This is a genomic window from Thiocapsa sp., assembly GCF_035467215.1.
Lineage (GTDB): Bacteria > Pseudomonadota > Gammaproteobacteria > Chromatiales > Chromatiaceae > Thiocapsa.
In genome coordinates this window covers 1-20882 of the sequence record NZ_DATITZ010000186.1, presented here as the reverse complement: position 1 = coordinate 20882, position 20882 = coordinate 1, and the positions used below count along the sequence as shown (strand labels likewise).

20 protein-coding genes and 1 pseudogene are annotated in these 20882 nt (G+C 63.0%); 9 read left to right on the top strand and 12 right to left on the bottom strand.

Annotated elements, in window-relative coordinates:
* The 9 genes and pseudogenes from VLR48_RS10435 to VLR48_RS10395 all read right to left on the bottom strand — a co-directional run.
* Window positions 1–195: pseudogene (locus VLR48_RS10435) on the bottom strand (peptidylprolyl isomerase); the annotation flags it as partial.
* A 5-nt stretch (window positions 196–200) separates the two neighbouring features.
* Window positions 201–551: a hypothetical protein gene (locus VLR48_RS10430; RefSeq protein ID WP_093028104.1), complete on the bottom strand. Its 351-nt coding sequence runs from the start codon at window positions 549–551 to the stop codon at window positions 201–203.
* A gap of 224 nt (window positions 552–775) precedes the next feature.
* A complete protein-coding gene (gene aprA / locus VLR48_RS10425) occupies window positions 776–2659 on the bottom strand; it encodes an adenylyl-sulfate reductase subunit alpha (RefSeq protein WP_325291724.1) in 1884 nt (627 codons plus the stop codon).
* On the bottom strand, window positions 2659–3141 hold the full coding sequence (gene aprB, locus VLR48_RS10420; RefSeq protein WP_093028108.1) for an adenylyl-sulfate reductase subunit beta: 483 nt from the start codon (window positions 3139–3141) through the stop codon (window positions 2659–2661). The genes aprA and aprB overlap by 1 nt, the downstream gene beginning before the upstream one ends.
* Before the next feature lie 39 nt (window positions 3142–3180).
* Complete coding sequence (locus VLR48_RS10415; protein ID WP_325291723.1) at window positions 3181–4044, bottom strand: adenylyl-sulfate reductase; 864 nt, start codon at window positions 4042–4044, stop codon at window positions 3181–3183.
* Between the two features lie 732 nt (window positions 4045–4776).
* Complete coding sequence (locus tag VLR48_RS10410) at window positions 4777–5664, bottom strand: hypothetical protein (protein ID WP_325291722.1); 888 nt, start codon at window positions 5662–5664, stop codon at window positions 4777–4779.
* Window positions 5665–5989: 325 nt separating this feature from the next.
* A complete protein-coding gene (locus VLR48_RS10405; protein ID WP_325291725.1) occupies window positions 5990–6394 on the bottom strand; it encodes a hypothetical protein in 405 nt (134 codons plus the stop codon).
* Window positions 6395–6556 (bottom strand): hypothetical protein, encoded by a 162-nt coding sequence (locus VLR48_RS10400; protein WP_325291721.1) that lies wholly within the window; start codon window positions 6554–6556, stop codon window positions 6395–6397.
* A gap of 31 nt (window positions 6557–6587) precedes the next feature.
* A complete protein-coding gene (locus tag VLR48_RS10395; RefSeq protein WP_325291720.1) occupies window positions 6588–6869 on the bottom strand; it encodes a hypothetical protein in 282 nt (93 codons plus the stop codon).
* Between the two features lie 135 nt (window positions 6870–7004).
* Here VLR48_RS10395 and VLR48_RS10390 point away from each other — a divergent pair, with 135 nt between their 5' ends.
* A complete protein-coding gene (locus tag VLR48_RS10390; RefSeq protein WP_325291719.1) occupies window positions 7005–7283 on the top strand; it encodes a hypothetical protein in 279 nt (92 codons plus the stop codon).
* Between the two features lie 116 nt (window positions 7284–7399).
* Here VLR48_RS10390 and VLR48_RS10385 read toward each other — a convergent pair whose 3' ends face one another.
* Entirely contained in the window at window positions 7400–8374 is a 975-nt protein-coding gene (locus tag VLR48_RS10385) for a PDC sensor domain-containing protein (RefSeq protein ID WP_325291718.1), read from the bottom strand.
* Window positions 8375–8585: 211 nt separating this feature from the next.
* Between VLR48_RS10385 and VLR48_RS10380 the strand changes: the two genes are divergently transcribed.
* Entirely contained in the window at window positions 8586–8846 is a 261-nt protein-coding gene (locus VLR48_RS10380; RefSeq protein WP_325291717.1) for a hypothetical protein, read from the top strand.
* Between the two features lie 158 nt (window positions 8847–9004).
* Here VLR48_RS10380 and clpB read toward each other — a convergent pair whose 3' ends face one another.
* The gene (gene clpB, locus VLR48_RS10375) at window positions 9005–11599 is read right to left on the bottom strand and encodes an ATP-dependent chaperone ClpB (RefSeq protein WP_325291716.1); all 2595 of its coding nucleotides are present in this window, start codon (window positions 11597–11599) and stop codon (window positions 9005–9007) included.
* A 309-nt stretch (window positions 11600–11908) separates the two neighbouring features.
* Between clpB and VLR48_RS10370 the strand changes: the two genes are divergently transcribed.
* From VLR48_RS10370 to VLR48_RS10355, 4 genes are all read left to right on the top strand, one after another.
* Window positions 11909–12829: a LysR substrate-binding domain-containing protein gene (locus VLR48_RS10370; protein ID WP_325291715.1), complete on the top strand. Its 921-nt coding sequence runs from the start codon at window positions 11909–11911 to the stop codon at window positions 12827–12829.
* 368 nt (window positions 12830–13197) lie between these two features.
* Window positions 13198–13392 carry a hypothetical protein gene (locus VLR48_RS10365; protein WP_325291714.1) on the top strand — a complete coding sequence of 65 codons (195 nt, stop codon included), beginning with the start codon at window positions 13198–13200 and terminating at the stop codon, window positions 13390–13392.
* Window positions 13393–13599: 207 nt separating this feature from the next.
* Window positions 13600–14043 carry a hypothetical protein gene (locus VLR48_RS10360; protein WP_325291713.1) on the top strand — a complete coding sequence of 148 codons (444 nt, stop codon included), beginning with the start codon at window positions 13600–13602 and terminating at the stop codon, window positions 14041–14043.
* A 10-nt stretch (window positions 14044–14053) separates the two neighbouring features.
* A complete protein-coding gene (locus VLR48_RS10355) occupies window positions 14054–15058 on the top strand; it encodes a TIGR00341 family protein (RefSeq protein ID WP_325291712.1) in 1005 nt (334 codons plus the stop codon).
* A gap of 3 nt (window positions 15059–15061) precedes the next feature.
* Here VLR48_RS10355 and VLR48_RS10350 read toward each other — a convergent pair whose 3' ends face one another.
* Window positions 15062–18346, bottom strand: coding sequence for an SNF2-related protein (locus VLR48_RS10350; protein ID WP_325291711.1), 3285 nt, complete (start codon window positions 18344–18346; stop codon window positions 15062–15064).
* A 124-nt stretch (window positions 18347–18470) separates the two neighbouring features.
* On the opposite strand from VLR48_RS10350, the gene VLR48_RS10345 reads away from it, so the two are divergent.
* From VLR48_RS10345 to VLR48_RS10335, 3 genes are all read left to right on the top strand, one after another.
* Window positions 18471–19052 (top strand): ABC transporter transmembrane domain-containing protein, encoded by a 582-nt coding sequence (locus VLR48_RS10345; RefSeq protein ID WP_325291710.1) that lies wholly within the window; start codon window positions 18471–18473, stop codon window positions 19050–19052.
* Window positions 19019–19624 carry an ATP-binding cassette domain-containing protein gene (locus tag VLR48_RS10340; protein WP_325291709.1) on the top strand — a complete coding sequence of 202 codons (606 nt, stop codon included), beginning with the start codon at window positions 19019–19021 and terminating at the stop codon, window positions 19622–19624. Before VLR48_RS10345 ends, VLR48_RS10340 begins: the two co-directional genes overlap by 34 nt.
* A 428-nt stretch (window positions 19625–20052) precedes the next feature.
* Window positions 20053–20634 carry a phosphotransferase gene (locus VLR48_RS10335; RefSeq protein ID WP_325291708.1) on the top strand — a complete coding sequence of 194 codons (582 nt, stop codon included), beginning with the start codon at window positions 20053–20055 and terminating at the stop codon, window positions 20632–20634.
* Window positions 20635–20882: the final 248 nt, after the last annotated feature.

The window sequence follows — 20882 nt, the reverse complement described above, 5'->3', positions numbered from 1 at the left end:
GTCCAGCTCGACCGAAATCGTATCGCCGACCGCTCTGCCCTCGAGCTCGGCCATGACTTGAGACGACAGCACGTCGTTGACACCGTGGACATAGCCCAACGGAAAATCGACAGCCGTCAACACATGGCCCGTCTTGGCGTCGACGACTCGGTACTTGAGCTCGACGTACTTGTTACGCTCTATGGTGTCGGTCATAACGCTCAGAAAATCGACACGGCGAAAATACGCACTTCGCCCTTCTCATAGCCGAGAACCATTCTTCCCAGCCACTCTCCCTCCTTCGCCGTACTTCGCATGCGGTAAAGAACGGTCACATGCTCGCCACGTCGAATGAGACCAAGAAAGTCTCGCTCCTCGACCAGGTTCCGGGACAGTTCGCTGTGAGCGAATTGCTTACCGAGCTCGACCTCGTTTAACCCGAGCAGCAGCTCATAGGAGAACTTCCGGATAAACTTACCGTATTGACCCTTGTTGGAGAACTGGACCAACTCGTCCCACATCGGATGGGCGATCTCGAGAATTTCCTCGTCGGACTTATCGTTGATATTCATTTCGCATCGCCATCGGTGTGCGTCTTGGCAATCTTGTGACGATCTCGAGTTTATGCCACCGGCTTTACAGCGATGAAAACCCTCTCGATAGACGCCAGGTATATTACGTGTTAGAGACGCAAGCGCAAATGACGCTTAACCTAGCGCTCGTCCAACAAGCCTGGAAGAAAACGCGAGAAGAATTCCGAGGCCCCGATTTCCGAGGCCCCGGCTTCCGGAAAGGCTTAGGCAGCCTTAGCCTCTGGCTTGTCCTCGATCAGGTGGTAGCAAGGCGCCTTCTCCATGGTGTACTCACCCGTCTCGGGATCCCGGCGGGAAACCGTGAGCACATGCCAGTTCTCGTCATCCACCTTCATCGCGTCGCCGCGGTAGTAATAACCGGGCCAGCGGGTTTCTTTGCGGAACAGGGTGTGGTGCATGACAGCCTCGGAGGTGAGGTGACGATGCTTCAGTTCCCATGCACGCAACAGCTCGTGGATATTCTCCGCGGCAAGCTTCTCCAAATCCTCTTCGAGAAGCTTGAGCTTCTTGAGACCGATGTGCAGCAGCTTCTCGTTGGTCATGTAGCTGACCGTCACCCCGCCGCAATACTCGTCCATCAACTTCTGCAGGCGATCCAGACCCTGACGGGGGTTGATGTAGTGCGGGTTGACCGAACCGGCGGTGATCTCGTTCCGATAGACCTTGTAGTGCTCCATCGGCTTGTAGATCTCTTCCTTGCGACGGTTGATCTGCTCCTCGGAGACGCGGATGCCCTCCCCCTTACCGTCGTCGATATACTTGCAGGCGGCCTTGGCCGCGAGCCGGCCTTCCGTGAAGGAACCCGACGAGAAGGCGTGCGGCGTACCACCGACAGCGTCGCCCGCGCCGAACAGACCTTCCACGGTCGTCATGCGGTTGTAGCCCCAGAAGTACTCCGGCGGGGAAATGTCTTCGGGACCGGAGCACCAAGCTCCACACCCGGTGGCATGAGAGCCCATGACGTAGGGCTCGGAGGTCGTCAGCTCCGGATTCTCATACTTGGGATCGACATCCGTCGCGGCCCACAACACCGCTTGGCCGACGGTCATGCCCAAGAAGTTGTGCCAGCCGATCTCTTCGAGATGCGGATCCTGGAACGCTTCCATCGTCACCATATGGATCGGGCCGCGGCCTGCGTTCACTTCGTTGATGAACGCGTGATTCCGCAGACAGGTCGGAATCGGGCGATGCGAGAGGTGCGACGCCTCGACGTCCAGGTAGCGCTTGCCGACCATCTTCTCCAAGGCCGGGAACCACTTGGACTCGTATTCCTCGCCCATGCCGTTTTGGGTGTAGGTCTTCAGGTGCAGGAAATAAGCACCGACCGGACCGTAACCGTCTTTGAAGCGGGCGAGAACGATCCTGTTCTCCATTTGGGTCATCTTCGCGCCGGCATTGATCATCAGGCCATAGGCGGAACCCGACGACCAGGGGGCGTACCACACGCGGCCTGCACCTTCGCCGACCGAGCGCGGTTTGAAGATGTTGGACGCGCCTCCAGCCGCGACGACCACCGCCTTGGACTTGAAGACGTGGTAGTTGCCGGTACGCAAATTGAACCCGACTGCGCCGGCGACCCGGTTCTCTTTGGCTTCGTCCATCAGCAGATGGGTGACGCAGACACGGTTGAAAACCTTGTCCGCGGACTTCTTGGCAGCCTCGGCGACGATCGGCTTGTAGGACTCGCCGTGGATCATGATCTGCCAGCGCCCCTCGCGCTGATACGCGCCGGTCTTCGGATTGCGCATCAACGGCAGGCCCCATTCCTCGAACTGGTGCACCGTCGAGTCGACGTGACGCGCCATATCGAACAGGAGATCCTCCCGGACCATCCCCATCAGGTCGATGCGCGCGTAGCGAACATGATCTTCCGGGTTATTCTCGCCGAAACGGGTGCCCATGTAGCAGTTGATGGCGTACAGGCCCTGTGCGACTGCGCCCGATCGATCGATATTCGCCTTCTCGGCAATGACGATCTTCTTATCCTTGCCCCAGTAGCGCGCCTCGAAGGCAGCACCTGTACCGCCCAGTCCTGCACCGCACACCAGGATGTCGATGCCGTCCTCAACGATTGTCTTGTAAGCCATTATTCGTAAACCCCTACTTTCAGTTGGAGCCCGGCGCTTTCGAGCGTGTGCAGACCACCGTCATCGAATCGGATGTACTTCGGCTCGTTGTACAGAAGCTCGCTATCGCGCATTTCCTGACTGGGAGACGGCACGTCTGCCAACTGCGGAATGTGCTTGCCCCAAGGTTTCGTCGTGATCGGCGCCAGGAGATTCATGTCCTTTTCGCCGTTGCGGAAGATGATCCGCCAGGCGATGACACCTTTCTCCTCGTCACGTTGAACCCGGACGGAGTGGCCGAGCGGGGCGAAATCCGCGTAACCGCGGACGTCGATAGCATTGTGCGGACAGGCCTTCACGCAGGAGTAACACTCCCAGCACATGTTGGGCTCGATGTTGTAGGCACGGCGCACCACCGGATCGATGTGCATGATATCCGAGGGGCAGATGTCGACACATTGGCCGCAACCGTCACAGCGCGTCATATAGACGAAGGTTGGCATAATCGTTTCCTCTTCGTGGCTTGAGCTCGCAGCTCTAGATCAATAGTGGGCCGGAGCTTCGCGCTTGATGCCGAGCCCCATGTTCGGCGGATTCGCACCCATGTATTCCGGGATGTCCGGATAGCGCTCTTTGCACGCGGCACTGGACAAATCGGGAATCTCGGGCAATTTGTCGCGGGATCCGTCCGCAACCGCCACCTTCTTCTGGAACGCAGCCGCAGGCTTGAAGAACATGTGCGCGAACTTCGACCACAGGATGGTGCTGAACAGCGTGGTGGCCGCGCCGATGAAGACGATGAACGCGATCATGCTCAGCACGGAGGTCGCACCGCCGACGGCCTGCAGAAAGGACCAGATCAGCGCGAAGGTCGCCATCAGCAAAAGCGAAACGATGAACAAGTCGGACTGGTGTACGTTGTACCACTCGTTACCCTCGGAGCGCACATCGACGCGGATTTTGAACCAGAACCAGTATCCGCCGATGCAGATCGACAGTGCACCCAGATGCCACAGCAGGGGTGTTAGACCCGAGCCCTCGCCTTCGGCAACCGGCAGGCCGAAGATCATGACGGCAGTGGTCACCACGAAAAAGACGAAGCCATACATCGTAAACAGATGCGAGACACGTCGTTGGGGATTCTTGAACTCGCTTGAGGTCAACACCTCGTTCGTCACCGTGCTCAGGGCGACGCCGAGCTTTTCTCCGCCACTGACTTCACGCTTGGCGATCTTCTTGAGCGACTGTCCCCTCTCGAAAAAAAACTTGGCACTCTTCTTATGCATGACATCGAGCAGCGTGCCGCCGATGACCAGAAGGACCATCAGAACGACGTACGCCTGCATGACGCCCGGGTCAAGCGAAAGGCTCTCGGACAAAATCGCGAAAGGGTTACTTGCGATCATTGGATGATGACTCCAAATAAATTGTGAACCTCGGCTACTTCGAGGAAAACGGTGACCCGATCCGCCCCCGCATCAGGTCGACTGGCTACGCCGAAGGAACGGATATCCAACCGCCCCACCGTGAAATCGGCTTCGTTGCGACGCCTTTCGCGACATGGTCCAAGCAGTATAAGCGTTTCAGCACATGCTTCGCGACTCAGACATTTTCGGCGCTCATAACTCCTTCTTATGAGGTCCGCGCAAGCCTCAACTGGGCTCGAATTCCCTGGCCCTTTGTTTCTTAGAGTTTTTTCGAACTCCGCTCGGGTTTCGCTGCGCGTCGCCCTGCGTAAACCACGCTGCAGGCGAAGTACCGGCCCGCCTTTGATGCCCCCATACAAAGAATCCGTGCTGCGCGCGACCCACCGGCGTCATCGAGCCGCAGCGCTTATCCCGACCGCTTCGGAGTCAAGACGTGCGTCGGATCCCGGCCTCGACTGCGCAAGGAGCGCCACACCTCCTCTTCTTACGGCTTCCGGCCAAATGCTCGTCGAGGATCTTCCGAGTCCGTGTTCAAGCTGCCGCCGCCGAACGGATTGTCTTGCGGCGGGTAGACCGCAGGGCTCGGTGGGTCGGTCCGTCCGGTGCGCTGCAACATACCGCGATTGTCGACGACTTCGATGAATCGGGGTGTTGCGTATCACCGCTCTGGTTCTACGCGAGGTCGTTCGACACGCCGAGCGGGCAACCGCGTCACTGGTACAGAACACCATCGCGGCGCCCCATCGAATAGGCCGCCTCCCCTGCCGCCAACCGCAACCGAGCCTCGATCCGGATCTTGTCCATCACATCGTTATCGGCGATTTCCGGATAGAGCGGATAGAAGCGCGCCACGTCCAGCGCGTTCGCCCGCGCCGCCAATTCCATTCTGCGCCGCTCATCCAGATTCACTCCATGCAACATCAGCAAACGGGGTGCCTGGCGATGCAGATAACGTCGACAAAGCTCCTGCTTCTCTTCGCTTTCCCAGTCTTCGCGTATCAAGAAAGGTGGGAAATCTTCACTCTCGTTGTGCCTTCGGGTGAACCATTGCGCTCTTGGTTTGGTACCCGCGCGCTCGGCGACACATCGTTCCAACCGGTAGTTCACCGGTCCATATGAGCTGCTGCGCTCGGCCTCGCTCGTTTCGATCGGCATCACGGCGGCCGGGAGCGCAGTCCAATCAGTGAGTTTTGGAAACGACGCCATCTCCGACGCGTCGACGCAAGAGAAGATCAAGGCGAGCGGCGAACGGTCTTTGGGGTCAAGGAGCCAGTACTCGTATCGATCGGCGGCCTCGAACGGCAGTCGTGCCCCGGTTAGAAACGTCGCCAAATCAAGGATGCGTTGGTCGACCTGGCCATCTTCCGTGACGGGGTTTTCGATCACCCGGTCGAGATCGCAACGCCTGATGTGCGCCGCCCTGGTAAAGCGGCCCTTCTGTCGAGCGGCGCTTGCCGGTGCGCCGCGACCGATTGCATAGATGAACTGAAACTCCCACAAATCGCCATCCATGGACAGCGCTCGCGCTTGATCGGTTTCGGCGATCTGAACTTGCGCCGAGTACGGCTGCAACAGGCGTTGAGAGTGAGCTTTGATCATCTACGGCAGATCCGAAAGAGGCCCGAGGCGAGGAAAACGGTCGATGCGGAGCACGCGACCCGACGGCGGCCGTGCTTCACCCTTTCAAGATTTGAGAATCTAAGCCATCGCGTGGATTTTACTACCGCACAGATGTTGTCGATATTGGCCTGGCCAGGACCGAATAGACCGATCGGCAGGGATCTTTGCGTAGGATCATCCTTGAACGCGGCCTCCGAGCAGCCCGCCCTAAGTTCTCGACGTGGAGCGCGATCGTTTAAGAATTCCACCGCTTGAGCCTAGGTCCGGTAACTTCTCAAAAAGCAGTGCCAACATTTTCAGTGAGCTACGAAAGCTTCCAGATCTTGCGACCGTCCTCGATGCGGTCCTCCAATCGGCGCGTCTGCTCCTGCGGACTGACCTCCAGCCAAGATTTGACGAGGATGATCCCGGAATCCACCATCACCCGCTCGACCAGCGTGGTCATCTGCAGAAAGTGGTTTGTTTGCTCCTCGGTACAGAAGCCCATCACCCGCTCGACGCCGGCACGGTTGTACCAACTGCGATCGAAGATGACCACATTTCCGGCCGCAGGGAAACGCCGCATATAGCGCTGGACATACATCCGGCTCTTCTCGCGCTCGGTCGGCGCCGGAAGGGCCACGACCCGGAAGATCCGCGGACTGACCCGCTCTGTAATCGCCTTGATGGTGCCGCCCTTGCCCGCGCCGTCGCGATCCTCGAAGACGATTCAGACCTTCAGTCCGTGGTGGCGGACCCACTCCTGCAGCTTGACCAGCTCGACATGCAGCGTTGCCAGCTCCTTGAGGTATTTTTTGTTTTTGAGCTTCTCGCTCGCTTCGGAAGAAACAGCGTGGTCTTCGGCCTCGGTGCTGCGTTTGTTGTTGCTCATGCGTGCTGCCCCGTGTGCTGTAGCCGCCGTTTCAGGTGGCAGGATTTGACGGTGTACCGACCGCGGACAGGCGCGGATCCTTGCCATACTCGCGACGCCCGGCCACCAGCGGAGCGGGGATGGCGTCCACCAAGCCGACGACCTGATCGATCGCCTGGATGACCGGCACACGCAGACGTTTGCGGTAACCCGGCAGCAGGCGCAGCCGCGTATCGGTCCCCTCCACGGCGCGCTCGATGGCCGCCCCGATCAGCGACTCGGGATAGCGTCCGCGTGACTCGCCGCCGCGGAAGATGGATTGGAGCAGGTTCACGCCGCCGATCTCCCCGTCTAAATGGACTTTTCAACAGTTCCGATGTCGCCGGAGCAAGCGTATTCTCTTGCTCTCGGCTCGTCACGCGCCAATCGGTGCGGACAGGGTATCAATCCAATCTCCCGGGAGAACACCATGACCGATGCCTCGCACCAAGACGGTGTGATCGTTGCCATTCTCGAACGCTTTGAAAAGTCTCGACTGCCGCGCGCGCTCGATATCAAGGCGAAGGTCGACCGCGGCGAGCGACTCGACGACACCGATCTCGCCCACCTTCATGCGGTCTTAGAGGATGCGGAGAGCATTAAACGATTCGTAGATAAGCGCCCCGACGTGCAGGGGATCTACACGAGCGCAGTGGCGCTCTATCAAGAGATCACCAAGAAGGCGCTGGAGAACGAGCAATCGGCGTAGAGGCTGCGCCATTGCCGAACCCAAGCCGGGGACTCACGCGGCGTAACCGCGAATGACGCGCACCGGTCATCCTCGTTCCGGCATCGCTGCCGGGGAGCGGCTCGGTGCTCCGGACCTCAGGTGCCGCCCTCCAACGCGCAGGACTCGCCCGTGCCGATCCAGAAATCCAGGCTTTTGTGCAGGAAATCGTCCCACGGCATGTAGTGCGAGCCATCGCACGAGAAGTTCAGCCCGACGATGCCGTTGTAGATGTTGAGCGACCCGGAGCGCAGATAGATGTTCTCGTCCATGAAGCGCAGCTCCCGGAAGGTGCGAAAGACCTCGGCGACCCGATCCAACGGAATGGCGACATCGAGCGGATAGGGGCGCTGGGGATACGCGAGACAGGTGCCCGGATCGGCGAGATCCTCGTAGTCGAGAATCCGGAACCGAAAGGGGTCGTCGGCAAGCCAGAGTGTGGCCCGCGAGCTGGAGAAATGCAGCTTGCCGTGAAAGACGCCGTGCGCGGCGATCAGCTCGACGATGAGCGCGAGGATCTCGTCGATGTGTCCGTCCATCAGGCTGTCGACGCGCTGTTGATCGAACAGCCCTCCGCGGATCGCCGGATCGCCTTTGAGCTGCAGCCACTGCTCCGGCTGCTCGTAGAGCTCTCGGGTGAGCGGAAGCTCGCGCAGATCGAAGTCGGCACCCAGATACCCCAGCAGCGCGCCCTCCTCGTCCTCGATCCGCTGGATGGCGGTGAGCGACGGACGGCGGGCGTTGCGGCTGATATAGACGGGGGATAGCGAAAAGCGCTCGCCGGCGAGCGCATTGATCATGTAGGGACGCTCGCGCCGGTCCCGGCCCCAATGCTCAGGCAGCAGGCCCTGCGGGGAGACGTTCGCGGTCAATTGGCGGGCATCGCGGTCGAGGGCGTAGAGATACTTGCAGGATGCGAGCGTCGGCAATGCCGCGAGCAGGATCCGCTCCAAGGCCGTGCGGTCCGACCAGGCCGCGCGACAAGGCTCGACCAGCCGGGCGAGCGATGTCGCCAGTCGGCCCTGCAAGAGGATGCGTTGACGTGCGACGACCGTTTTGAGCGCTTGGCTCATCGCAAGGACCTCCCGGTTCGAGTGAAGGGCGGATTCTATCCGGAATCGGCCGGACGGACCGGCCGCACTTGAGGCCACTTGATGCCCCGATCGGGTACGTCGAGAAATACGAACGAATTCCAGACCGAATCGGAAGGATTAGGCGTTTGGATTCGAGTCGAAATCAACGACATTCTCGTTACGATCAAAAAAACCCCGAAGGAGACTCAAAATGCGCATTCCAACAGCAGCCGATGTATCGAACGTCGTCAATACAGCGATCCGTGTTCGCGATCGACTCGCGGCGATGGATGCAGGGAAGATGGCCACGCGCGCTGTGGGCGGCGCCGTTGTTCTGACCGCATCCTTTCTGGTCGTCGCCAACCCGCACGCCACACCGACCCCGGATCCGAGCGCGGTCGTCGCGTCGCGGATCGCACCTGTAGGCTCGGTGCAGATCGGCGGTCCGATAACCGCATCGGCGGTGGAATAGGGTCGACGTTACGCGATCGGACATCGCCGATTCGCCGTCGCGGGTCAATAGCCTCGCGAGCCGCTCAAAAGGCGCGAAGGACATCGAAACCTTCGCGCTTTTTTTGTTCGGACGGCAACCGATCCAGGCGTACTGCCGCTCGTTCGCCGCAACGGCCGCTATAGAACCTCCCCCTGCAGCACCCGGTCGAAGCTGAGCTGGCCGTTCTCCAGACCCACCTCGATCAGATCGCCGGGAGCGAACTTCCCGGACAGGATTTCTTGCGCGAGCGGGTTTTCGAGCTGCGCCCGGATCGCGCGCTTAAGCGGACGGGCGCCGTAGACCGGATCGAAGCCCGCCTCGCCGAGATGATCCAGGGCGGCATCGCTGACCTCCAGCGCCATATCCCGATCGGCCAAACGCTTGCGCAGATAATCGATCTGGATGCGCGCAATCGACCGGATCTGCGCCGGCTGAAGCGGATGGAAGACCACGATCTCGTCGAGCCGGTTGATGAACTCGGGCCGGAAGGCGACCCGCACGATCTCCATTACGGCGTCCTTCATCTCGGCATAGTTCGCCTCGCCGGCGACCTGCTGGATCACGTCCGAGCCCAGGTTCGAGGTCATGACGATCACGCTGTTGCGAAAATCCACCGTGCGCCCCTGCCCGTCCGTCAGACGCCCGTCGTCCAGAACCTGAAGCAGGACATTGAAGACATCCGGGTGGGCCTTCTCGACCTCGTCGAGCAGGATCAGGCTGTAGGGACGGCGCCGAATCGCCTCGGTCAGATAGCCGCCCTCCTCGTAGCCGACGTATCCGGGCGGCGCGCCGATGAGCCGCGCAACCGAGTGTTTCTCCATGAACTCTGACATATCGATGCGGACCATCGCCTCCTCGGTGTCGAAGAGGAAGGCCGCAAGCGCCTTGCACAGCTCGGTCTTGCCCACGCCGGTCGGCCCGAGAAAGAGAAATGAGCCGATCGGCCGACCCGGATCAGACAGCCCCGCACGCGAGCGTCGGATCGCGTCGCTCACCGCACGCACCGCCTCGGCCTGGCCCACCACGCGCTTCTCGATCTCCTGCTCCATGCGCAGCAGCTTATCGCGCTCGCCTTCGAGCATGCGCGAGACGGGGATGCCGGTCCATTTGGAGACGATCTCGGCGATCTCCTCCTCCGTGACCTTGTTGCGCAGGAGTCGGTTCTCGCCCTGCTCGGTGTCGGCCGCTGCGGTGAGCTGCTTTTCCAGCTCCGGGATGCGCCCGTACTGCAGCTCGGACATGCGCCCCAGATCGCCGGCGCGTCGCGCCGTCTCCATCTCCACACGCGCGCGGTCGAGCGCCTCCTTGATGTGCGCCGTCCCCTGCACCGCCGCCTTCTCCGACTTCCAGATCTCGTCGAGATCGGAGAACTCGCGCTCGGCACGCTCGATCTGACTCTCCAGATCGTTCAGACGCTTCTTGGACGCCTCGTCGGACTCCTTCTTCAGTGCGACCTGCTCGATCTTCAGCTGGATCAGACGCCGATTGAGCCGATCCATCTCCTCGGGCATGGAGTCGATCTCCATGCGGATCTGGGAAGCGGCCTCGTCGATCAGATCGATCGCCTTGTCGGGCAATTGGCGATCCGAGATGTAGCGGTGCGAGAGCACGGCCGCGGCGACGATCGCCGGGTCGGTGATCTCGACCGCATGGTGGACCTCGTAGCGCTCCTTGAGTCCGCGCAGGATGGCGATGGTGTCCTCGACGTTCGGCTCGTCGACCAACACCTTTTGAAAGCGTCGCTCCAGCGCCGCGTCCTTCTCGACATATTTACGGTATTCGTCGAGCGTTGTGGCACCCACGCAATGCAGCTCGCCGCGTGCGAGCGCCGGCTTGAGCATGTTGCCCGCGTCCATCGAGCCCTCAGCCTTGCCCGCGCCGACCATGGTATGCAGCTCGTCGATGAAGAGGATGATGTTGCCTTCCTGCCGACCGATATCGTTCAGGACCGCCTTGAGACGCTCCTCGAACTCGCCGCGGAACTTGGCCCCGGCGATCAAGGCCGCCATGTCGAGCGAGAGCAGGCGCCGACCCTTGAGCCCTTCGGGCACCTCTCCGTTGACGATGCGCTGCGCCAGACCCTCGACGATGGCGGTCTTGCCCACGCCCGGCTCGCCGATCAAAACCGGGTTGTTCTTGGTGCGGCGCTGCAGGACCTGGATGGTGCGTCGAATCTCGTCGTCGCGACCGATGACCGGGTCGAGCTTGCCCTGCTCGGCACGCTCGGTCATGTCGATCGTGAACTTCTCGAGCGCCTGGCGCTGCTCTTCGGCGTTGGGATCGTTCACGCTCTGACCGCCGCGCACCCCCTCGATCGCCTTCTCGATCGCGCCCTTGCTCGCGCCCGCCTCGCGCATCGCCGAGCCCAGGGCCCCGCGATCCTCCAGCGCCGCCAGCACGAAAAGCTCCGAGGAGATGTACTGATCGTTACGCTGCTGAGCGAGCTTGTCGGTCTGATTCAGGAGCCGATTCAGATCGTTGCCGACATGGACATCGCCGCCCGCGCCCTCCACGGTCGGCAGTCGGTCGAGCTGATCACCCAGCGCCGAGCGCAACCGATTGACGTTGACGTCGGCGCGCGTCAGCAAATGGCGCACCGAGCCGCCCTCCTGATCCAGCAAGGCGATCATCAGATGAAGGGGCTCGATGAACTGGTGATCCCGTCCCACGGCCAGGCTCTGCGCATCCGCCAAGGCCATCTGAAACTTCGCGGTCAGCTTGTCCATTCTCACGGTGAATGACTCCTGAGTTTTTATATGGTCATTGCGGAGGTGGGGAATAGGCCGGGGGCAATCAAGCGGGCTTGGCTTTCAGCCGCCTGCCTCCCGCCTCCTGCCTCCAGCTTTCATTAGGATCAGCCGTCAGCCAGCCGCTTGAGGATGCCGGCATTCACTGAGTCTGATCAAGCCGGAAACCACGACCGAACCGAAACCGAGGCAGGGAAACCAATGGCTGATAGCTGAAAGCTGGAGGCTGGAGGTTGGAGGCTGGCTGGAAGCTGGAAGCTGGAGACCAGCGCCCCTCCGCTGTATCATCTCTGCGTGAACCTCCGAGACCTCAAATACATCCTCGCCGTCGCCGAGACACGCCATTTCGGGCGTGCCGCGGAGCGTTGCTTCGTGAGTCAGCCGACCTTGAGCGGGCAGATCAAGAAGCTCGAGGACGAGCTCGACGTGGTCATCTTCGAGCGGACCAATCGCTCGGTCGAGATCACGCCGGTCGGCGAGGCCATCCTCGCGCATGCCCGGCTCGCCTTGGAGCAGGCACAGGCCATCGAGCAGGTCGCTCGAGCCCATCAGGATCCGCTTGCGGGTCCGCTGCGGATCGGGGCCATCCCGACCCTCAGCCCCTATTTGATCCCGCAGATCCTGGTGCCGCTGAAGCGCACCTACCCGAATCTGAAGTTGATCCTCTCCGAGGAGATCACGGATCTGCTCCTCGGCCGGCTCACGCGCCATGAGATCGACGCCGCGCTGCTCGCCACACCGGTCGACGACACCGATCTGGATTCGATGCCGCTGTTCGACGAGCCCTTCTGGCTCGCCCATCCGCGCAACGATCCCTTATACGAGAAGGACGAGATCACGGCGAAGGACCTGGAGGAGGTCGACCTTCTGCTGCTGGCCGACGGCCACTGCCTGACGCATCAGGTCATGGAGGTCTGCCGCCTTGCGGAACGGCCGACCAAGGGCGAAATGGCGGACCTGCGTGCCGCGAGCCTGGAGACGCTGCTGCAGCTCGTGGGGGCCGGCTTCGGTTGCACCCTGGTCCCGGCGCTGGCGATCCGCGGGGCCTGGATGACCGACAGCGGCATCATCGCCCGCCCGTTGGGCAATCTTCCGGATGCGTTCCGCCGCATCTCGCTGGTCTACCGGCGCAGCTTTCCCAGACGTGCGGCGCTGCAGGCCTTCGCCGACGTCATCCGCCAGAACCTCCCGAACACGGTAAGACGCCTGGGTTGATCCCGCTCAGGGCATCAACCCTTTGCTTGCCGCTCGGCACGGCGTGCTTTCACCGACATTCCAGACAAATTCGTTGCCGTTCGGCGCCGGAGTGCATTGCAAACCCCGACGCTGCACGCAACTTGGTCACACAGCAGTGTCCAGAGATTCGTTGCGGAAAAGACCCATGAGTGTTGCGATGCCGACAAAACCGCCCACATGCGCTACACTACACGTGGGGTCGACGACAAATCGGATGATTTGGCTTGTTGCAAAATGGATACAGAATCCGTGTAGGCAAGGGCTTCGGCGGGGTGGCAAGGTATATGCGTTGGTCAACGCAAGTGGACATCGTCCGCCTTCCGACCCATCGTCAGGGGATACGCATCATGAGCACACAACGATCACTGGCCTTTTGGGAGCTCTGTCGTCAAGGACTTCCGCTGCTCGCGGATGCCGCAAACGACTGCTGGGAGCACGGCAACCGGTTCGAGCTGCGCAGCGACATCGCGGTCACGAGATCGCTGAAGGTCCTCATCGACCGGTGCAACTGGGAAATCGAGCGCAAAGCCCGCGCGGCCTGAATCAACATCGAACCCACGGGAGCCACCGATCCTGTCGGCGCATGGACGCGCCGCGTGATCGGCCGATGCCGATCGGAAAGGATGGCAGAATATCGGCATGGTCTGCCTGTGCCCGATCGCCGGATCCGGCGCGCGGATTCTGCCTGAGCTGCGGCAGCGCTGCCGAAGCAACCAGACCCGCCGGGGCCGAGGTTCGAGGGACTCGCAATGGGTGAGCTCGAAGGTTACCTGATCGTCGAGACACGTGCCGATCGACCGGGTCTCGTGCGCGTGTTCGGTGCACCGCAGGCACCATCCCTCGCGGAGATCGAGACATGCGACCCGTCCCGACCGCGTGTCTGCTATGCGGCCTTCTTTCCTGCGCTCCACGTCGCCCGAATGCACGCTCAAACGGCGCTTCGGCACAGCATGGTCGATGCGGAGGCCGGCCTCTATCGAACCGATCCCGTGACCGCAACGGCCGCCGTGGATGCGATCGATTTGGTCCATCGACGCATCTTCATCGCGCCCGAAATCGAATCCGATCCACGCCTCTTCGCTCAGATCGAGAAACGATTCAAACGCCGTCGCTTGGCGAACCGCATCTGGACGGCTGTCGGGATCCTGGCGATCATCCTCCTCGTCCTCTTTGCCCAGATCCCGGTTTTCTGAGTCCCGACCCGTGCGCATCGTCGAAGTCATCGCAGATCGCAAGCACGCCAAAACGCTCTCGGGCATGGCGAAGTTCTACGGCGCCGAGGATTTCTGGTGGGGCGGCGACGCAGAGGACGGTCGCTGCAGCATCCGGATGCTGGTCTCCGACGATCACCGACAAGCACTGATCGACTCGCTGCAGGATCTGTTCACGGCCAGCGACAACGCGCGCATCGTCATTCAGTCCATCGACGCGGTCTTGACCCACGAGGGACAGGACGACAAGGACCTCGAGAAGGATAAGGCCAAGTCCGTTGCAGCCACCCGCGAGGAGCTCTACAGCCAGATCGCCAAGGGCGCCCAGCTCGACAGCAATTTTCTGGTATTGACGGCCCTCTCCACGCTGGTGGCGGCCATCGGTCTGATCGAGAACAGCGTCGCGGTCGTCATCGGCGCGATGGTCATTGCACCGCTGCTCGGACCCAACATCGCGCTGGCGTTCGCGACATCGCTCGGCGACAAAGAGCTGACCTGGCGCGCCTTCAAGACGAACGGGGCAGGGATCGGTCTGTCGACGGTGATCTCGGTTGCGATCGCCTTGATCCTGCCGCTCGGGCTCGACAGCACCGAGATCCTGTCCCGCACGGATGTCGATCTCGGCGGCGTGGTCTTGGGACTGGCCTCGGGTGCCGCGGCGGTGCTCTCGCTCACGACCGGCTTGTCCTCCACCCTGGTCGGCGTCATGGTCGCCGTCGCCCTGCTCCCGCCGACCGCAACCATGGGGATGATGTTGGGCGCGGGACGGTGGGAAGAGGCGCTCGGCGCCTTTCTGCTGCTGATCGTCAACGTCGTCTGCGTTCTGCTCTCGGCGAAGGTCGTCTTCCTGCTCAAAGGGGTACGACCGCGCTCCTGGACCGATCGCAACCGGGCGAAACAATCCAACGCCATCTATCTCTCGCTCTGGGCGATCCTGCTCGCACTGCTGATCGGCGTCATCCTGATCCGCGCCACCGGTTGGCACATCCCCTGGTAATGCTCAATCGTCGCTGAGAGGCGCGAACAAGAGATCAAGATCGGCCGGACTCAAGACGCCGGATGCCACGCCGCCGCCGGCCAACATGGCATCGGCGAGGGCTTGTTTGCGTGCTTGCAGATCCGCGACCCGCTGCTCGACGGTCCCCTCGGTCAAGAGCTTGTAGACGAACACCGGCTTGTCCTGGCCGATGCGGTGTGCGCGGTCGGTCGCCTGACGCTCGGCCGCGGGGTTCCACCAAGGATCGTAGTGGATCACGGTGTCCGCGGCAGTGAGGTTCAGCCCGGTGCCGCCGGCCTTGAGGCTGATCAGGAACAGGGGCACCCCCTCGGCCTGGAAGCGATCGACTGGACGATCCCGGTTGCGGGTTCGCCCGGTCAGCTTCACGAAGTCCTGATCCTCGCGCAGTCCGCGTTTCATCAGCTCCTCCTCGATCAGGGCCAACATGCTCGTGAACTGCGAGAAGAGCAGCACGCGCCGCCCCTCCTCGAGCAGTTCGGGCAGCAGGGTCATCAGCAGATCCAGCTTGGCGGAGCCTTTGACCCGGCGCGCGCTTTCGAGCGACACGAGACGCGGATCGCAGCACACCTGGCGTAGCTTCAGCAGTGCGTCCAGGATAATGATCCCGCTGCGCGCAAGACCCTTGCGCGCCACCTCCTCGCGCACCTTCTCGTGCAGCGCCAGACGCAGGGTCTCGTAGAGATCGCGCTGATCATCCGCAAGCGGGACCTCGCGGATGATCTCGCTCTTAGGCGGCAGCTCGGCAGCGACCGTTTCCTTAGTGCGACGTAAGAGGAAGGGGGCGACCCGCCGACGCAGCTCGTCTTGACGCACATCGTCGCCATGGCGCTCGATCGGGACTCGGAACAGCCGCCGAAAGCGGCGCTCGTCGCCGAGCAGCTCGGGCATCAGGAAGTCGAGCAGCGACCACAGCTCGCCGAGATGATTCTCCATGGGCGTGCCGGTCAGGCAGAGCCGATGGCGGGCGTTCAACCCACGGGCCGCTTGTGCGGCCTTGCTGCGCGGATTCTTGATGTTCTGGGCCTCGTCGAGGATCAGCAAATGGAAATCCTGCTTCGCGAGTGCGTCCAGATCACGCGGCAGCAGCGGGTAGCTCGTCAGCACCAGGTCATGATCGGAGATCGACGCGAACCGGGTGTGTCGCGTCGAGCCGTGCAGCGAGAGAACACGCAACGCCGGGGCGAAACGCTCGGCCTCGCGGCGCCAGTTGAAGAGGAGACTCGTCGGCGCGACCACCAGGCTCGGGTGATCGGCCCGCCCGCTTTCCTTCTCGACCAGGAGATGCGCCAAGGTCTGCACCGTCTTGCCGAGACCCATGTCGTCGGCGAGGACACCGCCGAGCCCGTACTCGCGCAGAAACTGCAGCCAATCGAGCCCTTGGCGCTGGTAGGGCCGCAACTCCACGGTCAGCCCGACGGGCGGCGCGATCCCCTCCAGCCCTCGGAAGTCACGCAGCCGCCGACCCCATTCGCGCACCGATTCCCCGCCCCGCCAGCGCAGCGCCGGGGCCGCTGCCTCCAGCTCGGCGAGCTGGGCGGCATGGACGCGCGACAGACGCAAGCGGCCCCTGCTCCCCTGCGATCCCAGCGGACCCTCCGGGTCGTACAGCTCGATCAGGGTCGAGAGGATGGGCCGCAGACGCTCCACCGGCATCAGGATCAGCCGCCCGTCGGGCAGACGCATCTGCAAGCGCGTTTCGGCGTCCATCGCCGCGAGCGTTCGCGTGGAGAGGTCCACCTGATAGCGCCCGATCATCTCCACCAGCAGCGGGAGCAGGTCGACCCGCTGTCCGTCGACCTCCACGCCCAACCCCACGTCGAGCCAGCTCCCGCCCTCGCCTTCCGCGATGTCCATCTCCCAATCGCCGATCTCGGCGATCCGAAAGTGGAAACCCTCCCCGATCTCGATCCGCCAGCCCTGCGCCGCGAGGTCGGGCAGCGCATCCTGCATGAAGTCGAGCCAGGTGTCGGGGTCCGCGCGCTCGAACCATAGGCCATCGGCATCCGACGCTTCCGTGGCACGACGAAAGCCCGACGCCTCGAGCACGCCGATCGCCGTCCGTTCGGCTTCTGGCTGACGCTCCACCTCGACGAGCACCCCCTGCTCGACGCGGCGCAACACCGGGGCACGGTCGCGTGGATCGACCGAGGTGCCGCCATAGTCGAAATCGAGTACCGCGTGATGTGCCCACTCCGGCGGACGTTGGATGCCCCAGTAGCGCCCCACGCTGCTTGCCGCCAGATCGACGCTGCGCAGGCGCAGGCGGGGGACGGGCATCTCCGAGCCGCTGCGACGTCGCTCCGGGCTCTTGGGCAGGTGAACCGAGCGCCCCTTGAAACGCTCCCGCGCCGCCTTCTCCAACGCCTCCACCGACTCGGGCGCCACCACCGGGGCCGCCGCCAAGACGCCCGCCTCGCGGTCATCCAGGCCGGTCTCGAGCGGACCGCAGTCGCCGGTGTCCGGATCCAAATACCAGGGCGGCGACATCGGCAACAGCAAAAGCCCCGGACGGTCGGCCTCGAGGATCACGCGCAACCGGGCATCCTCTCCCAGGCGCCACTCCAGCCGCCCCGCGAGCGGACCCGCGTCGCGCAGGAGCGGACCGTCGATCGTGCGCAGGTGACCTCGCCCCGTGCGCGTGATCGCGGCCATGACGTCCGCACCGGTCAAGGTATCCAGATAGGCGACGCTCGGGTCGCCGCCGCCCCGCGCGACCGCGAGCAAGCCCATGATGCGTTGATCTTCCGGACCGATGAAGCTGGCCTTGGAGTGACCGAGGATATTGAAATCCTGGGGTTTACCGTAGCCCCCGGCGAGCAGCTGCCGCGCCTTCGCCGCACGCACCCCTGTGCGCCTGACCCCGAGGTGCTCCTCCGGGTCGATGAAATAGAGGATCCGATGGGGTTCTTCGGCCGGAACGCCCGTCGCACGCTCGATCTGATCGAGCCAGCTCTTTAATTGGAACGGCAGCGCGAGTGCCTGGGCCGGCACGATCGCGCTCGCGGTTCGTGTACCCAACGACAACAACACCGCAGCCACATGCTTGCAGTTGTAGCCCACCGGACAGGAGCAGTGCCCGACCACCGTCAAGGCGCCGTCGGCCTGCTCGCCGAGCTGCACGAGGCACTGATAGATCCGCCCGCCCGAGCCCCGCACCCGCCCCGTCACCAGCCCGCGCGCGGGATCGTGGTCCGCGCTCAGCACGCGCCGCTCTTGCAGATAGCGCCTACCCCGTTCCAGGTAGGCCGGGGGGATCGCGTGTTTCAAGGTGTCGGGATCGAGCAACAACGGAACGGAAGGCATCGCGTGTCTTGAGGGTTACAACGGGAAAGGCGCGAGACTACAACCTCGAGGAAGACAACGGAAGGCAAGGCGCACCGTCGGGTTCGCGTTGGCCGGGCATCGGGTCCTGACCCAGGTGCGCAACGATCTGTATCGGCATCTGCAGGGGCTCTCGCTGTCCTTTCACGATCGCGCCAAGACCGGCGAGCTGACGCTGCGCATCATCGGCGACATCGGCATGCTCAAGGAGGTCACGGTGACGGCGACCCTGCCGCTCTTGGTCAGCAGCCTGGTGTTGGTCGGGATGATCGGCGTGATGCTTTGGCTGAACTGGCAGCTCGCCCTGGCGGCACTGCTGCTGCTGCCCCTCTTGTGGCTGACCACGCTGCATTTCGGTCGCCGTATCCAGGCGGTGAGCCGCGAGCAACGTCGGCGCGAGGGCGCAATGGCCGCGAAGGCCGCCGAGTCCATGGCGGCGATCCGCGACATCCAGGCCCTGTCGCTCGAAAAGGGGTTCGCCGAGTCCTTCTGCAGCGAAGGCAACCGGGATCTGAAGGAAGGGGTCAAGGCCAAGCGCCTGGCCGCCAATCTGGAGCGCGCGGTCGATGTGCTCATCGGTGTCGCCTCCGCGCTGGTGCTCTGGCTCGGCGCCGGCTGGTGCTGGCCGGTGCGCTCACCCCGGGAGATCTGATCGTCTTTTTGGCCTATCTCAAGACCGCCTTCAGACCCGTCCGCGAGCTGGCCAAGTACACCGCACGCCTGGCCAAGGCATCGGCCGCGGGCGGGCGGGCGGCGATCGTCGGCCCGTCAGTGGCGGGGAAATCGACCCTGCTCAGTCTCCTGCTGCGCCTGCATGATCCGACCGAGGGCCGCGTGCTCATTGACGGCGTCGACATCCGCACCTACCGGCTCGCCTCGCTGCGCGCTCAAATGAGCGTGGTGCTCTCCGACAGCCTGCTCTTTGCCGCCAGCATCCGAGACAATATCGGTTACGGCGCGGCTGGTGCAGACGCTGATGGCGACCCCGGCTGCGATGAGGCAGCGATCATTCGAGCCGCCCGCCTGGCCAACGCCCACGACTTCATCGAGGCGTTGCCGATCAGATCCTGTTGGACGCCGACAGGGTCGCGATCATCGACTATGACCAAGCCGGAGCGGGCGACCCCGCGGCCGATCTCGGAAGCTTTATCGCGCGACTCGAAGACGACTGCCTGGCCGGACGGCTCGAATCGGCGCGTGCCGAGGAGATCGCCGCCGACCTGATTCAAGGCTACTGCCATGAGGGTCGATGCGATCGACCGGTCCAAACGGATCTCTACGTCGCGGCCGGTCTACTGCGCCTTGCGCCGGAGGCCTTCCGCAGGCGCGAGTGCGACTGGCCGGAACGCATCGAGCAGACGCTCCTGCGCGTGGAGCACCTTCTCGGAAGCCAAACAGAAAGACCATCAATCGAGCCGCACGCACCCCGACGGAGGAGGTCGACCGCATGAGGATGCCGACGAATGAATCGCGACCGACGGTGGATTCGAGCGTCGCCCCCGCCGATACCCGAATGTCGATGTTGCCGCTCGCCTTGAGTCCGGCACGGATGCAACGGCATCTGCGGATCTGCCCTTCGCTGAGCCGACGGCTCGATGCCCACGCGCCCGGGCTCGCCGTTCAGAGCGTCCGCATGCGCCGGCACAAGCCCGTTGTCCCCGCGGATCGCCGCCGCGATCCACAAGCTGCATGGTGCGGATCCGATCTCGGACCGCCGCCACACCATGCGCGACGAGCTGCGCATTCTGCACCGAGCACTCGGCGAGGTCGCAACGCAAAACCCGACCTGGGCGGATCGGATCAATCGGCTCTTCGCCGCCTGCGAGCGTTTGGGCGACTCGCTCGAACCCGGCACCACGTGCCCGAGCCATCGCGACTGCTATGCCGACAACCTCGTCCTGGACGGCACTCGGCACTATCTGATCGATCTCGACCTCTTCTGTCTGGCCGATCCCGGTCTGGACAAGGGCAACTTTATCGGGCACGTCACCGAGCTGAGTCTGCGGACCTGCGGCGATCCGAATGCGCTGGCCGACCTGGAGCTGGCCATCGAAGAGGCCTTCGTGCGCCTCGCCGGCGAGGCATGCCGGGCCGCGGTGAGGACCTATGCCCTGCTGACATTGGTCCGTCACATCGCAATCAGCCGCCGCATCCCGGAGCGACGACCCTGGACGCCCGCGCTCCTGGAGCTTTGCGAAGAGCGACTCAGCGTCGCCACGAGACGATCAAGGTAAGAAACGATTCAAACACAACCGAAACGTAGGATGGGTAGAGCGAAGCGAAACCCATCCTCCCCGCGCCAAGGGCATCGGACGGAAACCCGGCAGCGCGGCGGTTTGGAGGATCGGGTCAGAGGGGCCGAAGCCCCGTCTGCCCACAGAACCGTGCGTACGGGTCCGTACACGGCTCCTCACGTAAGGCGTATCCACCGATCGACGTCAAACCAATGCGGGAGCTGCCGGGAGGAGCGAGTCACCTGTCC

Excerpts from the sequence above, each read along its gene's own strand:
- VLR48_RS10430 (WP_093028104.1), bottom strand. The coding sequence starts at position 551 with ATGAATATCAACGATAAGTCCGACGAGGAAATTCTCGAGATCGCCCAT.
- aprB (WP_093028108.1), bottom strand. The coding sequence starts at position 3,141 with ATGCCAACCTTCGTCTATATGACGCGCTGTGACGGTTGCGGCCAATGT.
- VLR48_RS10410 (WP_325291722.1), bottom strand. The coding sequence starts at position 5,664 with ATGATCAAAGCTCACTCTCAACGCCTGTTGCAGCCGTACTCGGCGCAA.
- VLR48_RS10415 (WP_325291723.1), bottom strand. The coding sequence starts at position 4,044 with ATGATCGCAAGTAACCCTTTCGCGATTTTGTCCGAGAGCCTTTCGCTT.
- VLR48_RS10380 (WP_325291717.1), top strand. The coding sequence starts at position 8,586 with ATGCGCATTCCAACAGCAGCCGATGTATCGAACGTCGTCAATACAGCG.
- VLR48_RS10390 (WP_325291719.1), top strand. The coding sequence starts at position 7,005 with ATGACCGATGCCTCGCACCAAGACGGTGTGATCGTTGCCATTCTCGAA.
- VLR48_RS10360 (WP_325291713.1), top strand. The coding sequence starts at position 13,600 with ATGGGTGAGCTCGAAGGTTACCTGATCGTCGAGACACGTGCCGATCGA.
- aprA (WP_325291724.1), bottom strand. The coding sequence starts at position 2,659 with ATGGCTTACAAGACAATCGTTGAGGACGGCATCGACATCCTGGTGTGC.
- VLR48_RS10365 (WP_325291714.1), top strand. The coding sequence starts at position 13,198 with ATGAGCACACAACGATCACTGGCCTTTTGGGAGCTCTGTCGTCAAGGA.
- VLR48_RS10385 (WP_325291718.1), bottom strand. The coding sequence starts at position 8,374 with ATGAGCCAAGCGCTCAAAACGGTCGTCGCACGTCAACGCATCCTCTTG.
- VLR48_RS10400 (WP_325291721.1), bottom strand. The coding sequence starts at position 6,556 with ATGAGCAACAACAAACGCAGCACCGAGGCCGAAGACCACGCTGTTTCT.